This is a genomic window from Paenibacillus solani, assembly GCF_001277345.1.
GTDB lineage: Bacteria > Bacillota > Bacilli > Paenibacillales > Paenibacillaceae > Paenibacillus_AQ > Paenibacillus_AQ solani.
In genome coordinates this window covers 333,255-347,962 of the sequence record NZ_LIUT01000001.1, presented here as the reverse complement: position 1 = coordinate 347,962, position 14,708 = coordinate 333,255, and the positions used below count along the sequence as shown (strand labels likewise).

Annotated in this window: 15 protein-coding genes; 1 reads left to right on the top strand and 14 read right to left on the bottom strand. The window is 52.3% G+C overall.

Annotated features, from left to right (window positions below; all coding sequences use genetic code 11):
• Positions 1-82: 82 nt before the first annotated feature.
• The 14 genes from AM231_RS01540 to AM231_RS01475 all read right to left on the bottom strand — a co-directional run bounded on the left by AM231_RS01540 (position 83) and on the right by AM231_RS01475 (position 13,844).
• Positions 83-895 (bottom strand): carbohydrate ABC transporter permease, encoded by an 813-nt coding sequence (locus AM231_RS01540; RefSeq protein ID WP_054401008.1) that lies wholly within the window; start codon positions 893-895, stop codon positions 83-85.
• Positions 892-1,890 carry a carbohydrate ABC transporter permease gene (locus AM231_RS01535; protein ID WP_423212913.1) on the bottom strand — a complete coding sequence of 333 codons (999 nt, stop codon included), beginning with the start codon at positions 1,888-1,890 and terminating at the stop codon, positions 892-894. The genes AM231_RS01540 and AM231_RS01535 overlap by 4 nt, the downstream gene beginning before the upstream one ends.
• Positions 1,891-1,928: 38 nt before the next feature.
• Positions 1,929-3,206: an ABC transporter substrate-binding protein gene (locus AM231_RS01530; protein WP_054401006.1), complete on the bottom strand. Its 1,278-nt coding sequence runs from the start codon at positions 3,204-3,206 to the stop codon at positions 1,929-1,931.
• Positions 3,207-3,347: 141 nt separating this feature from the next.
• The gene (locus AM231_RS01525; RefSeq protein WP_054401005.1) at positions 3,348-4,523 is read right to left on the bottom strand and encodes a response regulator; all 1,176 of its coding nucleotides are present in this window, start codon (positions 4,521-4,523) and stop codon (positions 3,348-3,350) included.
• Entirely contained in the window at positions 4,501-6,381 is a 1,881-nt protein-coding gene (locus AM231_RS01520; RefSeq protein WP_242615042.1) for a cache domain-containing sensor histidine kinase, read from the bottom strand. The genes AM231_RS01525 and AM231_RS01520 overlap by 23 nt, the downstream gene beginning before the upstream one ends.
• Positions 6,371-6,601, bottom strand: coding sequence for a hypothetical protein (locus tag AM231_RS01515; protein WP_054401003.1), 231 nt, complete (start codon positions 6,599-6,601; stop codon positions 6,371-6,373). The genes AM231_RS01520 and AM231_RS01515 overlap by 11 nt, the downstream gene beginning before the upstream one ends.
• A 43-nt stretch (positions 6,602-6,644) precedes the next feature.
• Positions 6,645-8,351 (bottom strand): amylo-alpha-1,6-glucosidase, encoded by a 1,707-nt coding sequence (locus AM231_RS01510; protein WP_054401002.1) that lies wholly within the window; start codon positions 8,349-8,351, stop codon positions 6,645-6,647.
• 276 nt (positions 8,352-8,627) lie between these two features.
• The gene (locus AM231_RS01505) at positions 8,628-9,320 is read right to left on the bottom strand and encodes a YqeB family protein (protein ID WP_053489646.1); all 693 of its coding nucleotides are present in this window, start codon (positions 9,318-9,320) and stop codon (positions 8,628-8,630) included.
• Positions 9,295-9,912, bottom strand: coding sequence for a TetR/AcrR family transcriptional regulator (locus AM231_RS01500; RefSeq protein ID WP_054401001.1), 618 nt, complete (start codon positions 9,910-9,912; stop codon positions 9,295-9,297). Before AM231_RS01500 ends, AM231_RS01505 begins: the two co-directional genes overlap by 26 nt.
• A 167-nt stretch (positions 9,913-10,079) precedes the next feature.
• Positions 10,080-10,277: a hypothetical protein gene (locus AM231_RS01495; RefSeq protein ID WP_054401000.1), complete on the bottom strand. Its 198-nt coding sequence runs from the start codon at positions 10,275-10,277 to the stop codon at positions 10,080-10,082.
• Positions 10,278-10,298: 21 nt separating this feature from the next.
• Entirely contained in the window at positions 10,299-11,507 is a 1,209-nt protein-coding gene (locus tag AM231_RS01490; protein WP_054400999.1) for a hypothetical protein, read from the bottom strand.
• A complete protein-coding gene (locus AM231_RS01485) occupies positions 11,504-11,971 on the bottom strand; it encodes an RNA polymerase sigma factor (RefSeq protein WP_054400998.1) in 468 nt (155 codons plus the stop codon). The genes AM231_RS01490 and AM231_RS01485 overlap by 4 nt, the downstream gene beginning before the upstream one ends.
• A 275-nt stretch (positions 11,972-12,246) precedes the next feature.
• The gene (locus AM231_RS01480; RefSeq protein WP_054400997.1) at positions 12,247-13,209 is read right to left on the bottom strand and encodes an SDR family NAD(P)-dependent oxidoreductase; all 963 of its coding nucleotides are present in this window, start codon (positions 13,207-13,209) and stop codon (positions 12,247-12,249) included.
• Positions 13,210-13,325: 116 nt separating this feature from the next.
• Complete coding sequence (locus AM231_RS01475) at positions 13,326-13,844, bottom strand: TetR/AcrR family transcriptional regulator (protein WP_054400996.1); 519 nt, start codon at positions 13,842-13,844, stop codon at positions 13,326-13,328.
• A gap of 338 nt (positions 13,845-14,182) precedes the next feature.
• Here AM231_RS01475 and AM231_RS01470 point away from each other — a divergent pair, with 338 nt between their 5' ends.
• On the top strand, positions 14,183-14,653 hold the full coding sequence (locus AM231_RS01470) for a DinB family protein (RefSeq protein WP_054400995.1): 471 nt from the start codon (positions 14,183-14,185) through the stop codon (positions 14,651-14,653).
• The last annotated feature ends 55 nt before the right edge of the window (positions 14,654-14,708 follow it).

Below are 14,708 nucleotides of genomic sequence, written 5' to 3'. Positions count from 1 at the left end.
ACTTTTTGAACACGCACCTCGATGTTCTGATATTGCATCATGCTGCAGTTCAATCGTAGTTGGCTCTTATCTGCGGCGTCATTTAACCCTTGATTCCCGTCGTAGCTATGCCGCCAACGATATAACGCTGCGCGAAGAAAAATACGGCAAGCGGAGGAATCGAAATTAGGCAAGTGATCGCCATAATGGATTGCATATCAACGCCGTGCATGCCCTTGAATTGGGATAACCCCAGCGTCAGCGTATATTTCGTCTGATCGTTCAGGAAGATGAGCGGGCCCAGATAATCGTTCCAGCAGCTCATCATATGGAATACGGCCACCAGGATAAGCGATGGTCCCATCAGCGGCACGATGATTCGCAATAGAACCGTCATTCTTCCCGCCCCGTCAATCGTTGCCGCCTCATCCAGCTCCTTCGGCAAGGTCATGATGAACTGGCGCAGCAGGAATATGAAATATGCAGAGCCGAACCAGGAAGGAACAATGAGCGGTTTAAGCGTATTGATCCAGCCTAGGTAATTAAACTCCATATACTGCGGAATCATCGTCACTTCCCAAGGAATCATCATGGTGGCCAGTACGATCAGAAACAGCCCATCCCGTCCCTTGAATTGAAACCGGGCGAATCCGTAAGCCACCAGTGTGCAGGATACAAGCTGTCCGAGCGTGGACAGCAGCGTTACGATCAGCGTATTTTTCATAAACAGATTAAACGGCTGAATGCTCCAGGCTTCCGCGAAATTGCTGAAGCGCCAAACGGACGGAAACCATTTCGGAGGAAACAGATACAGCTCTTGCTGCGACTTGAGCGCTGTCGTTACCGCCCAGAAGAGCGGGGCAATGAACAGCAGCGAGCACAAAATGAGCAGTGTGTATGTGGTCACCTTTTTCATATGGAACTTCCCTCCCGACTAGCTTGAGGCCCTCGCTTGGCACGCTTCGGCTTCGCTTTCTCCTTCTTCGTCTTCATCTCGCCCTCATAGAACACCCAGGCTTCCGAAGACTTGAATACGAGGAACGTCAGCGTCAGCACGATCAGGAACATGAACCAGGCATTGGCTGCGGAGTACCCCATTTTGAAATACTTGAATGCATTCTCGTACATATACATGGCGTAGAAATACGTCGACTTCAGCGGCCCTCCGCCCGTAAGCAGAAGCGCCAGCGTCAGCTGCTGGAATGCGGCAATGATGGATGTAATCAGGTTAAACAGCAGCGTCGGCGTGATCATCGGGATGGTCACATTGAAGAACTGTCGAATCTTGCCCGCTCCGTCCATCGAAGCCGACTCATACAGATCCTTCGGAATTCCCTTGAGGCCTGCCAGAAAAATAAGCATCATCGAGCCTTGTCCCCACAGGCTTGCGATGACCATGGCGACCAAGGACCACTTCGTATCGTTCAGCCAGTCCGGGCCTTCAATACCGACAAGCGACAAGAAGTAATTCAATATTCCGTAATCTCCGCTGTACACCCACGACCAGATCATGGCGAGTGCTACACCGGAAATGACCGATGGCAGGTAAAAGGCGGTACGGAAGAACGCGCTCCCTTTTACATTCTGATTCAGCAGCATGGCGAGTCCCAAAGCGACGATGATGTTCAGCGGCACGAACAGAGCCGCAAATTTCAATGTAACGAACAGCGATTTCCAGAACAACGGATCGTTCGAGAACATCTCGACATAGTTGTCGATGCCGACAAAGGTCACTTGGCCTACGATCGGCCAATCAAAGAATGAAATGATGAGAGAAAACAGCAGCGGGCCAAGCGTGAAGACCAGGAATCCGAATATCCAAGGAAAAATGAAGAGGTAGGGCACTGCCCCACCCCATCGTTTGATTCCAAGTCGCTTCGGGGCCGCTGTCTGCTGTTGTGAGTAGGTCATATCGGTATGGGCCATTTACGCGAACCTTCCTTCTTCGTTTATTTCAAATAGCGTTCGCTATCCTTCACAGCCTGGTTCAGAACCTCCCCAGCATCGCTGCCAAACATGATGGATTCCACGGCTGCCGACAATTGGCGATTCACTTCATTCCATTTCGGATTCAGCAGGAAGGCCGGCGTATTGTCTGAACGCTCCAGCATCGTGTAATACGGCTTGTAAAGCGGGTCCTGATCCTTCTTCAGCTCATTTACCACGCTAACGCGGACCGGAAGGTCGGCGACGCGCATTTTGATCGCTTCATCCGATACATAATACTTGATGAATTCCCATGCCAAATCCTTATTCTTGGAATCCTTCGCTATGGACAGCGCGGATTCAGCCAGTACTCCCTTCAGAGGTTTGCCCGGAAAAGCCGGCATTTCCACCGTACCTACATCAATACCAGCGTCTCTGAAGGACTCCAGCGGCCAGATACCGCTCTCCCACATGGCAATTTTGCCTGCTTTGAAAATATCCTCTCCGCTCTGCTGGCCTTTGCCGCCGGTCAGGACGGCTGAGCCGTTCTTGAGCATATCTCCCAGCATCTGAATGGCTTCCGCTGTTTCTTTGCTGTTCATATAGCCTTCAATTGTTGTGCCGTCCTCTGAAATAAAGGAACCGCCGTTGCTCCATACGAACCCTTGAAGATCATACGTATCATTCTCGGCTCGAACGCCGAAGCCGTACTGCTTCTTGGATTTATCCGTCAGCTTCTGGGCCATCTCCTGGAATTCGCCCCATGTCCATCCATCACTCGGGTAGGCGAGCCCTGCATCGTCGAACATCTTCTTGTTGTAATACACGACCCGGGTCGTAAAGCCCGCCGGGATTCCGTACAGCTTGTTGTCCATTTTGCCGTAGTTAAACAATCCTTGATAAAAATCGTCGATATTCAAATCCTTGTCCTTGGACGCATAGTCGTCCAGCGGCTCCAGGGATTGGTGATACGTCGGAAAGTCCCACATGTACATCACGTCCGGCGGATTGGCTGCGCCAAAACCGGCGGCCAGCTTCTGATCAAATCCGTCGGCATAAGCCTCCACCTGCACCTTCGTTCCCGGATGCGATTCCTCGAACTTCTTGGCGATCTCCTGCTCGATCTTCAGCGCATCTCCCGTATCCCAGGTAGCGAAGCGAAGCGTTGTCGCCGCACCCGATGCATTGCCGTCCGGCTCCTTCGATGCTCCGGTCCCGCCGCTGCCGCCGCATGCGGCCAGCAAGGATGCCATTAACGTCATAACCGAAACCAACGCGATCCATGACATTTTCTTTTTCATATTGTCAGCTCCCCTAAAGTATTGAGTTGAGATAAATTGAACCGCTTTCATCATAACTCGGATGAAAGCGGTTCAAAACGTGCGCTGATTCGCAGATGACCGTATTTTTGTTCGAACTTGCGCCTTGGGGTGTTCATTTGTTCACCATGACTCCCCTTTTTGTTCGGCACGGTATTGGCTTGGCGTCTGACCCGTGCACCGTTTAAACCATTTACTGAAATATTTGCTGTCGCCAAGCCCTGTTCTTTCGGCGATCTCCTGCATCGTTAAGGAGGTTTCGCGCAGCAGGCCATAGGCGAGTCGAAGCTTGCGCTTGTATTGGAATGCGATGAAGCTGTCACCAACCGTTTTCTTGAACAGAATTGAAAAATGACTGCGGCTCAGCCCCACCTTCTGGGCCAGCTCCGCTGCCGACCACTCGTCCGCGGGATGTTCATGCAGGAGATGGACCGCGTGCAGAATCGGCTCAGGCCACTGCTCCCCGCTAAGACCGTACACCCGTTCCAGCTCGGCTTCCTTATGCAAGGATTGAAAAGCTGCCTGCACATCCTCCGAATCGTGAAGACATTCCCGCGAATTCCATACGAGCTTCCCGCACCGGCTCTTGATCTCCACCAGCAAGCTGTCAGCCGCTCCCTTAAACTCTTCCGGTACGGCCCAATAGCAGCTGTCCGCGCCGTAGTGAATCAGCTTGCTGCAGCGCAAACCCGGCTCGTCGGAGCCCTGCTCCTGAAGCAGCCCCTCCCAATTGCTGCTGCAGCCCGCCGTCTTGATCAGATAGAGGGAGATGGGCCTGCCCTCCCCCTGCCCCACACGGCTGCAGAGCTGCCGGAGTTCTCCCGGGAATCGATCGCTATGACCGTTCAGCCAAGCAAACAGGTGAGCGGAAACCTGCTCTGCAAGCTCGTACCCGTAGGACGGCGTATCGGACAGCTCACGCTGGAATTTTCCCAGCATCGCTTCGAGTTCTTCGTCCTCGAAGGCGGTTTTCAGCAGATATCCCGAGGCGCCAAGCCGCATCCCCTCTTGGGCATACTCGAAATCCCGGTGGCAGCTGAGCAGAATGATTCGGGTTTCCGGCGCGACCTCCTTCACCTTGCGCGACAGCTCGATTCCATCCATCTCCGGCATGACGATATCCGTAATGACGACCTGCGGGCGAAACTCCAGAAACGCCTCCCAAGCCGCCTGACCGTTGGGGCTGTCCGCCACAACCTCCATCCCGAATCGGTCCCACGGCACCGTGGAGCGGAGTCCCTTACGCACAATGCTCTCATCGTCGGCAATCATCACCTTAATGTACCCTGCTTTCATCATCGAAAGACTCCTCCTTTTTCGGCCAGCGTATGGTGATCGTTGTTCCTTCTCCCTTAATCGAATGTACCTTCAGTCCGTATAGCGGACCAAAATGCAGCTTAAATTTCTGATCGGCGTTCCGCACGCCAAGCCCGCCGCGTCCCTTCCGCTTCATCTCCGGCGAGAATAACTGAGCGAGCTTCTCCTCCTTGATGCCGGCCCCGTTATCGCGAAGCGTAAGCACCAGCTCGTCATGATCCTCCTCGACCTTGACATGTATCTCTCCCTGACCATCAGTGAAGGCATGGAAAAAAATGTTTTCAAACAGCGGCTGAAGCGTCATCCGCGGAATCAAATAAGGCAGAAGCGCCTCATCGCAATCCAGCTCATAACGGAACACCTCGCCGTACCTGATCTCCTGGATTTTCAAAAAGTGACCGATCATGCGCAGCTCCCTATTCAGCGTGACCAGCTCCTGCGAAATATCCAAATTCCCCTCCAGCACCATCGTCAGATGATACAGCATCTGACGGATGTCCTCCGCGCCTTCCAGCCTGGCTTTCCACTGGATGGAGTTGAGTGTATTGAACAGCAGATGGGGGTTGATCTGATAATGGAATGCGCGCAGCTCCGCCTCTTTTTTCAGCCGCTCGCTCTGCTCCACTTCGCCAATCAGTGTCTGCACGCCTGTAACCATCCGGTTAAAACTCATGTCGAGACTGCCCAGTTCATCCCTGCCCTCGATTGGCGTACGGGTATCCAGCTTGCCAAAGCTCACCTTCTGCATCGAGTCCTTCAAGGTCCGAATTCGTGAGGTGAACCGGGAGGAGAACAGATAAGCAATGCCAAAAGCGAGCAAGCAGGAGACAATGGCAACAACCATCGTGTTCGCCCGGATAACGCCCGAGGATTGATAGAAAGCCTTGGCGGGAACTCTGGCTTCCATGGTCCATTGGTTGACGCCAAGCGTCCGGGACCAGGTCACATCGTTGTCATGGGGCGTATACGGAGCATCCGTCTCATACACGACCGTGCCGTCCGGCGATGTAATGAGCAGGTGGGCGTGCGTGTCGGCCTCGAACTTGGCATAACTGCGCAGCAGTTCCTCGGCACTCTCCTCAATGAGGATGATGCTGCCGTCCTGAGCCTTGTCCGGGTGGTGGATCGGTACGGCGAGCCCGATGACCGGCACGTTATCGCTATCACTGCTCTTGATGGAATGATCCTGTTTGTAAAAACCGAGCCAATAAGTCCCGGCATAGGCCTTCGGCTTTGTGCTCCACATCGGGATATTGCCGAGTTTATTCACATCCAGATTGTTCTCCCCATAGTAATAGCCGGAGGTCGTAATGATATAAATTCCCGCTGTCAGCTGCGTCCGAAGAGACTTCAATAACGATTCGAAGTCGTTCTTCTCCATAATGTCGCCGTATGTGGATGGCGTCCCGGCTCCGATCCCCGAATGGCTCGGGTCCAGTAAATAGGAATAAATCGTTTCCGCCGTCTGCTTCATCCGCCCTAATGCCGAACTGGTCTGCTGCTCCAGCTGCGCTACGGCATTATCGCCGTATTTGCCGAACTGGGAGTTAATCACTTTGGCGGATTGATAATAGGAAAGTCCGCCAAGCGAGAACAGCGGAATCAGGGTGACGATTAAAAAACAAATAAGCAGCTTCGTTCGTATACTGTGATAGGTGCCGGTGAACAGCCGGCCCACTCGATCTTTGATCCCCTGAAGATTCATGGTTACTCTCCCCGTTGTCGTATCGTATCGTGAACCTTTCCGTCCAACTCGTTGGTCATGCGGCAGGACTGCTAATCCGCCCGTGATACCGCTTTCATTATAAACCCGAACAAAGGGCTTGTAATTAGGCGGCAACTGGAAACGGAGAGGAAACGGAAAAAGCACCTCCCCCGCAAGGCAAAAGCCCGGGAAGAAGTATTTGTCCGTCATCGTTATAGAGGTTGTTCAAAAAAGTCCGCTTTTGATCACGAAGCGAATCAGGAAGCAGCTCGGCATCGAATCTTGAATTCAGCCGGGCCTTCCGGTGCTCCCGTACCCAAAACGTACGCTCCGCTCCTGACGTCCCTAGCTTCATCCAACCTTCTCGGTGCTGAAAATCGACCTTTTTGAACACGCACTTATTGGGTGTATTCATGTCCAAGAATCAAAAATACGCTGGAGGTCCAGGTGAACGCTCGATCGCGAAGCCCCGCTCCGGTCAGGGCATCAAAATTCTCGGCCATGCCGCTGAGACTAACCATCCGGCAGTACCGCTGCGCAATCTCCGTCGCCAGCTCCATATCGCCTGCTGCCGCCACCCCTTCGACCAGCAGCATCGTGGAAGGAGCCCAGATCGGCCCGCGCCAATATCCGTCCGCCTTATAATAGCGGCTGCTTACGCTCTCGGTAGCCCAGCCGTTGCTTGTCAGGAATCGGCTTTCATCCCGAAGTCCTTCCAGTAGAGCCTTGCGAATAAACTCGGGAAGGCGTCTTCCCAGCAGGATGGGAACGAACAGCAGCAAGCTGTCTCCCTCGGATATTTCATGCGTTCCCGAACGGCAGGCCGTGAACCGGCCATCCCTCCAGAAGTGCCTGATCATGCGGTCCAGCGTATCGTCCGCTCTCCGTCTCCATTGACTCGACTCCTCGGACAGGCCGAGCAAGCCCGCGATTTCGGCCAGCGTCTCCATCTGAATAATGAGATAGGCGGCAAGATCAGGACTCTCGACGGGAATGCCGTTATTGAACGCCGTGCTGTTGTCCCAGCCTGAATCGTTGCCGTGGTTATACTGGGGAATGCCGTCGCCGTCATGGTCCCGGTGCGTGAACCACCACTCCGTCCATTTCGATAATGGGCCATAGACCTCGCGCAACTGGGTCTCCTTTATGAAATCGGTCCGACGCATCATCCAGGCCAGTGTCCAGCCATGAATCGGCGGCTTGTTGCAATTCCAAAGCTCGTATTTATCGTTCACGAAGTCCGGGATCAGGCCGCTCTCATCCTGCCGGTCAAAAAAGATCATGAACTGATCCCAAGCCAGCTCCGGCTGATGCCGCACAAGGGCCATCGCGTTAAAGCAGTTGTCCCAGCTCCAGATATTGGTCATCCAATTCTTGGACATATACATGGCTGGGCGGGTCAGACAGCCTTCGGCCGGAACCACGCAGGACCAGGTGATATAGGCCGCGAGCTCCCTTGCTTCCTGCCACCGCTCAGAGACGATAAGGGTGTTGTTCAGCCATGCGGCATAATCTTCCCGGACGCTATGAACCGCCTCATCGAAGGACTCCCATTCCTTGCGTGGGGTCATGACGGTCATGAACTCCTCTACCGCAAATTCCGCCATATTGGTTAATGCGTCCACGGAGAAATCGGCGGTCACCCGCGAGCTCTTGATCTCGTTCCATTCGACCTCCATGCCCATCTGGCCTGCAAGCCGGGTCAGCATGAAGCGGCAGCCATGCGTGAAGCTGTTCACCTCCCAGCTGTCCGGATGGGTCTCATAGGCGTAATCATACGCTGCTGGAAAAAAGGTAAGCCGGATGCCGCAGCCTTCCGAACGGAATCGGACGGTCCGGGAGTCCGATAAACAAATGTCCGCATGGCCCTCCGAATCGGAGGCCGTTAGCCTGATTTGGTCTGGTGATGCCATAGGTTCAAACGGAACCGGCTCGCTCTGCCGGTTTAGCAGCTCTATCAGAAACGCCTCGCCAAACTTGTCATCTCCTCCGCGGACGGTTCGCAGGTAAAGTCCTGGTCTGCGGTCCTTTGCCGCGGGCAGGAGGGAAATTGCCAAGAAAGACTCTCTTCGGCTGAAAGGTACGATATTCAGATCAAAATTCATAAGACATCTCCTTCGCTGAGGTATCGCTTTCATTGTAAAACTTCTCATGGGAAGAGAGGACTGCCGGATGTCTTTCCAAAAGAGGGATATTGTTTGCCGCAGGCTCGCTTGAGCGGGAGAGGTGTCATTTTGTTCGATCAGAGGGGGAATAAATGTTATGGAAAACAACAGCGACGTGAAGACCCTATAAAAAACCGCCGATGATCGCGGCATCGGCGGTAGGCGTGATGAGTGTGTAGCGTATGATCGGAACAATTACGACTGCTTCTAAGGCCGTTATGGCCGCTGGCCGTGCTGCCGCCAATACTGTCTTTTTCCCTCATCCCGCACCGTAATTCCCAGCTTCGATAGTTCCCTGCGCAGATCGGCTGCATCCTCTTTTTCCTCGTTCTCCATCGCCTTCTCCCGTGCCAGGAAGAGAGCGTTCAGGCTGGGCGTCAGTTCCGGCGAATCGGCAACCCATCGTACATAATGATCGGCGAACGGATCGCGTTCTCTCCAGGAGTAACCGTGCCGCTTGAAGGCTTCGGCCACGGCATCCCGCTTGGCTTCGGGTTTCTCCCGATAGAGTTCCTGCCCCTCAGTGCCCAGCAGGACCAGCTGCTTGCCATCCAGAAAGACCGCAGAAACCTCGTCTCTCGTAAACGTTTGTTCGGCATCATGCATGCGGAGTCTGATCTCTTGATCCGACAGGCGAACGGCAAGGCTTTCTTTAATGGCAATGTGGGAGAGTACCATGCCCGCAAGCAAGCCCAGAATAGCGGTTACGATGACGACCCAAGGTCCCTGTATGGATGCGATTAACTCCAGCGGTCCTTGAAAAGGCACCCAGGCGAGGCCCGTTGCCCATTCCGCGATTGCAGGTATAAACCAGCCGACCACCGCGCCTAATAACGGCGGTACCGCCCAAATCAGGATCCGGTCAGAAGCCGATAATCCAAGGTCACTGTATTCCATCCCGTGATTCAAGTATATCCGCTCCTTTCCTGAGGGTACTGTTCACCGCTTCCCTCCATATCGCTTGGTAATCCAATCGAATATCCATCATGATATAACTCGTGATATTATCAATGACCAGTGCCAGAACATACGCCTTGGAATCTGCATTCTGCCGCTCAATAATCCCGAAGTCTGCTCCTAACCGCATCAGTTCCCGAAAGCCGTCCAGGAACGATTGCTGCATGGCTGCCACCCGCTGGCCGTAATTGGCACTCCGGTTTGCGGTCAGCATGAACTCATTCAATAGGCGCATGACCGGCACAAAAGCCTCTTCCTCCTCCGGAAACATGCGCAATCCCCCTTGGTACAGCTTCTCTGCGAAGTTATGCTCGTTCATTTCGGTCAGGGAGAAATAATGATCGAAATGATAATCGCTGAACATATAATCAAAGACGCGCTCCACCAGTTCATCCTTGGATGCAAAATGGTAGTAGATCGACGGTTTCGTAATACCCACCTCGCCGGCAATCATCGCAAGGCTGGTCTTCTCTATGCCATGGGAGGCAAACAATCCGATGGCGGCCTCAACGATTTGCTGCGAGGTTAAATCTTTCTTTTTCACGATGTCATCCGCTCCTTTTTTACCTACCGATAGGTAGAATTTTAAACTGGATGATGACAGGTGTCAATATTTTTTAACTATCGGTAGGCATAAAACTAAAAATCGCCGATGCTTACCGCATCGACGATTCGTATAGATTTGTTTGGTGCCTTAACCGGCTCAACCGATTAGAGCATTCTTCTTCCCATCATGATGATGGTTTCAAGCAGCGACTTCCACTTTCCATCGACTGTACGTGCAGTCGTTGCGGTGTTGGCCGCTTGATTGCGTTTAGAGCGCAATTTCGTTGCCATCCTGCATCGTTCCAATTCCTGACGGAGATCGCGAACATGCTGTTTGGCAATATCTTCATTATTGATATTCATGGTTTCATTCCTCATTTCTTTTTATAACGACAACATTCCGACATTACCAATACCTGCAAGCGCCTCTTCCGTCCCCTTCACTATGATACTTCCATTGTTTACCCGAAGGTAAGGGTACAAAATGCCTTTAATTCTTTTTTCCCCTACAACGACTTCGCCGAAAAGATCCAGGGAGGACAGCGAAGCCTTAATGCCTTCCTCTGTCACGTCATCGTCAAAGGTCAGCGTCCCGTCAACGATAAAGCTAGCCGGCTGCCCCAAAGCCAGCAGCTGATCCCTCGACCAGGTCTCCTCACCGTTGATGAAAACAAACAACCGCTCATAACTTACGATCTCCGTGTTCAGGTTGGGACAGCGCTCCCAGACCAGATCCTCGATCTCCTCGCTGCAAATGATGAACGAAGTCGACTGTATCTCTGACAAGGCCTGGCTGAAGGCATCCCGGGTGACGTCCGCCTCGAGAATGAGCGGCTTATTCGTGTAGAGTTTATGGTCTTTAAAGCGCCGAGCGGTTCTCGCGTTTAGCCTTAACGGTTTGGTTACATATTCGAAGCCTGCCGGGATCACCTCGACCAAGCCGTTTATCGTTTTCAATTTTTCGTAAAAATAGGAAGATTGATGTTCATGAATAACCGCCTTGCCGTTAACGCGGAGACTTTCAATTCGGGCCGCGAACTGCTCCATATCCAGCTCCTTATCCAGCTGAACTATGCCGTTCAACACCAGCTCCATGGGCTCGTTGCTGGAGGCCAGGTACGCATTATTCAATTGAACCTTCCCGGACTCGAACCTGGGCTCGTATTGATATGCGTGTATTTCCGCACTGGCTCCTCCCGCTTTGATCAACGCAGCGGTAACAGCTCCGGCCAGATGCCGTGGAGCATAGACCTGGCCGTTGACCACCAGGTGCAGCGTACCGTTCTGGAATACTTCAAGAGATACTTCTTTATCGATAATGACCGTGCCATTAACGAACACGCGGTCCGGCTGCTCCAGAAGCTGAAAATATTCCTCGTCCAATCGTAACGTGCCGCTGTAATAACGGTGCCCCTCCGGAATTTCAAGCGTCTTGCCGATATTGCCTGCATTTTTCAACAGCGTGAGCAAGTGTGCCGTCTCTGCCCGGTAGATTACAAGTCCCACGTTTCCGATCCGCTCGATGCTTGTTACGCTTTCTTCCGTGGCCTCTGTTAGATCCAGTACCCCTACGTTCCCAATCATTCTGCTCATGTCATATCTTCCTCCCATAGTTTTCTCAATTTTCTAATGGCGGTTTGTAATTTGTACCGAACCGTTGCTGCCGGCATGCCCAGCTGCTCGCCGATTTCCTGGCTGGACATCCCGAGCCAGAAGCGCTTAAACACGATATCGCTCTGCGATTGCGGCAAACGGGCGAGCCATTCCGTCATTTCAATATTGCGGCTTGAAATAGGGAGCTCGGCGACGTCCAGATCATCCTCCCACGATACGAGCCGCTTCTCCCGGCGGCTAATATCGATCATGCGATTTTTGACGACTCTGAAGAACCAGGCCTTTTGCTTGTGAAGGGGCAGTGCGGCCAGGTTCGGCTCCTTGATGGCCTTCATAAAGGCATCCTGGACCAGATCATCCGCTTCATAAGCATGCTTGGCGATGGATCTGGCATAACGCTGGACATCGTCCTTCAGGTTTTCATAGAGATCACATACTTCCATTAGCCAACCTCTCACTCTTCGTTTTGTCTTTCCTGTTAATATAACGTTTGAGCAAAAGAAACTGATGGATATTTCCAATAATTTTTTCTAGCCCAATAAAATACACACCAACTGTGTACGCGGTTGGTGTGTTTACGTGCATTAATCCCACATGGAGAAAAGCACCAGGAGAACTGTCACTGCGATTTTTTATTGATTGACCAATTACTAATCTCCAAAAATGTATTCATATATCATGATATCGCTGCTGTACCACTCTTTGTGACTTCTGCTGCTCATCCCCGTTTATTCATCAAACTCCTCATCGTTGCCGCAATCGCCTGCTCATGAGGTGTCCAATGAATTGGACCGATCAGGCGCTCGTATTTCTCGCCGCTCAGCACCAGAGGCTCCTTGGTCAAATACAACATCTCAACCACCTCTTTCATCACCGGATTGAATAACCCGATCAGGGAGAGTCCAACTCGTCCGAGCGGCATGACCGCCTTACGCTTTCCGGCAGCCTGCTGCGCAATCCGCACCAGCTCATGACCTGAAATCACGCCCGGTCCCGGGATATGCCAGTTTTGTCCAGGTCCGTAGGACTCCTCTCTCTGAGCAATCTTTACGATCATTCGGGCGGCATCCGGCAGATAGACATACTCGCGGGGAACGTTCATATTGCCGATGAAAGCCGTTGGCTTCCCGGCAGCAATGGCTTCCATTGTGACGGATAAATAGGACGCCTGCGCGGAAGGACCGTAGTAGTCGGGCAGCCTTACGATAAGAGGCCTTGCCTTATGCCATCTAGGCGAGAACATCAATTGCTCGTAGGCCAGCCGGACTTTGCCTTTACGGGTATGAGGCTTTTTGGGGTGCTCCTCCGTCGCTCTTTCCATTAAGCGTCTGCCATACGGATAAATACCATCTACCACCACAACCTTGGCTCCCAGCTTCTCCGCAGCCGTCATGACCGATTCGCCCAGCGGCAGCAGCCTGGATTCCATCTCGTGGTAAGGAATGTTTGCACTGTGAAAAATAACGTCGGCCCCTTTCGCGGCTCTTCGAATATCCTCCGGCTGAAAGGCATCGCCGGTCTCCAGCGTAAGCAGAGTAGAACGGTCCAACTGCTCAGCCAGCTCATTCAGCTTCTTCGAGGAACGGCCGAAGGCTACTGTTTGAACTCCTCGTTTCACTAACTCCGCCGTCAGCGGAGCACCCACGCCACCTGTTGCACCCAGAACAATTGCCTTTTTCATTTTATATCTCTCCTTTTCGTTATTGATTGATCAATCACAATTGATGAAAAATAAAATGCCCTTCTCCACCGCGCACAGCCTTATGCAGTACGCGGTGCGGCACTTTGACGTGCGCCTTATCTTACGGGCATCATATTCGGCATATCCATCGCCATGGCTACATTGCACAGCATCCCGCGGGCCAGAAAATCGGAGGTTTTCTTGTCAGCATCCCCGAATCCCGCTTTTACGAAAGCATTCTGAACCAGGTCCTTCACCTCATTCATTCCCTGCTGCATCGCTTCGCGGATGGACACTTCCTGGATCGTCTGCGCCTGCATCTGCAGCAGAATCTCACTGCGATGGGATTGCACGATCTCTTCGTACGCCCGAATCAGACCCGTCTCCAGTTCCTCCGGAGCAGCAGACTCGATCACCGCTTGAAATGCCTGCACGATGCGTTTCCAGGAGACGGTCAGCGATTCGACGAGCAGCGACTCCTTGGTAAAGAACCGATAGACATAAGGCTGGGATATCGCAGCCCGTTCGGCGACTTGAGCCGTGGTGGCTCGATAATATCCAATCTCCGCAAACACTTCGATGGCTGCCGCCACGATATCGTTCCGCCGATTTGCTGAGGTTGACGCTCTAGCCATTCTACCACCTCCTTTCAAGCATTTTATATTATTATTGATTGACCAATTACTAATTGAGCTCAGTATATACGCTCCGCTTTCTTTTTGCAACTGCTTTAATCCAAAAAAATCAATTCAGTAGTGATGAAGACCTTGCCGAATTTATATATAATGCCACCCTGCATCATATTAATCAGGAAAGAAGGGTTTTACCTAACGCAGTTCATCCGTCATTCTCCTAACGTTGCTCCCAATCGGGAAGGAATCCGATCTCCTATATCGAATTGTTTACAAGAACCTGCCTATTATCCTTATTTTAGAAAGGTGATCTTTCAATAATCGATCAAGGAGGATTCCTCATGAGTGATGAGAGTCAACAGCAATTCGAACGATGGCATAGACACCGGGCAGTCTTGCTTCCACTGCTGCAGGACGTACAAAACGAGCATCTGGATTATAAACCGTGGGAAAACGCCTATACTTTGGGTGCGTTAGCCGTTCATATTGCGGCATCCTCGGATATGTTCCTGCGCTCCATTCTAAAAGGCTCGTTCTCTCCGCCTTCAATTTCCACCCAGTACGAAACCATCGATGACATTAGAAATATCGTGCAGGCTTCAACCGAATCATCCATGGCACTCTTTGCCGAGTTATCCGACAGTCAGTTAGAGCAGCCGCTGGACTTTAATGGATTTGTTGCCCCGGGACGAGTGTGGCTGAACAATATGGTCGACCATGAAATTCATCATAAAGGACAACTATTCACGTACGTGCGGAGTTTAGGAATCGAGAGGGTTCCCTTCTTCATCATGCAGCCGTCGAAGCAGTAACGGCGGAGACGACTGGACTGGATTTCCTCCGTTACAAGTACAAGTTACCAAAAGG

Coding starts and splice junctions, on each gene's coding strand:
- AM231_RS01525 (WP_054401005.1), bottom strand. CDS start 4,523: ATGATGAAAGCAGGGTACATTAAGGTGATGATTGCCGACGATGAGAGC.
- AM231_RS01490 (WP_054400999.1), bottom strand. CDS start 11,507: ATGAGCAGAATGATTGGGAACGTAGGGGTACTGGATCTAACAGAGGCC.
- AM231_RS01470 (WP_054400995.1), top strand. CDS start 14,183: ATGAGTGATGAGAGTCAACAGCAATTCGAACGATGGCATAGACACCGG.
- AM231_RS01480 (WP_054400997.1), bottom strand. CDS start 13,209: ATGAAAAAGGCAATTGTTCTGGGTGCAACAGGTGGCGTGGGTGCTCCG.
- AM231_RS01510 (WP_054401002.1), bottom strand. CDS start 8,351: ATGAATTTTGATCTGAATATCGTACCTTTCAGCCGAAGAGAGTCTTTC.
- AM231_RS01475 (WP_054400996.1), bottom strand. CDS start 13,844: ATGGCTAGAGCGTCAACCTCAGCAAATCGGCGGAACGATATCGTGGCG.
- AM231_RS01485 (WP_054400998.1), bottom strand. CDS start 11,971: ATGGAAGTATGTGATCTCTATGAAAACCTGAAGGACGATGTCCAGCGT.
- AM231_RS01535 (WP_423212913.1), bottom strand. CDS start 1,890: ATGACCTACTCACAACAGCAGACAGCGGCCCCGAAGCGACTTGGAATC.
- AM231_RS01540 (WP_054401008.1), bottom strand. CDS start 895: ATGAAAAAGGTGACCACATACACACTGCTCATTTTGTGCTCGCTGCTG.
- AM231_RS01495 (WP_054401000.1), bottom strand. CDS start 10,277: ATGAATATCAATAATGAAGATATTGCCAAACAGCATGTTCGCGATCTC.
- AM231_RS01530 (WP_054401006.1), bottom strand. CDS start 3,206: ATGAAAAAGAAAATGTCATGGATCGCGTTGGTTTCGGTTATGACGTTA.
- AM231_RS01515 (WP_054401003.1), bottom strand. CDS start 6,601: ATGAAGCTAGGGACGTCAGGAGCGGAGCGTACGTTTTGGGTACGGGAG.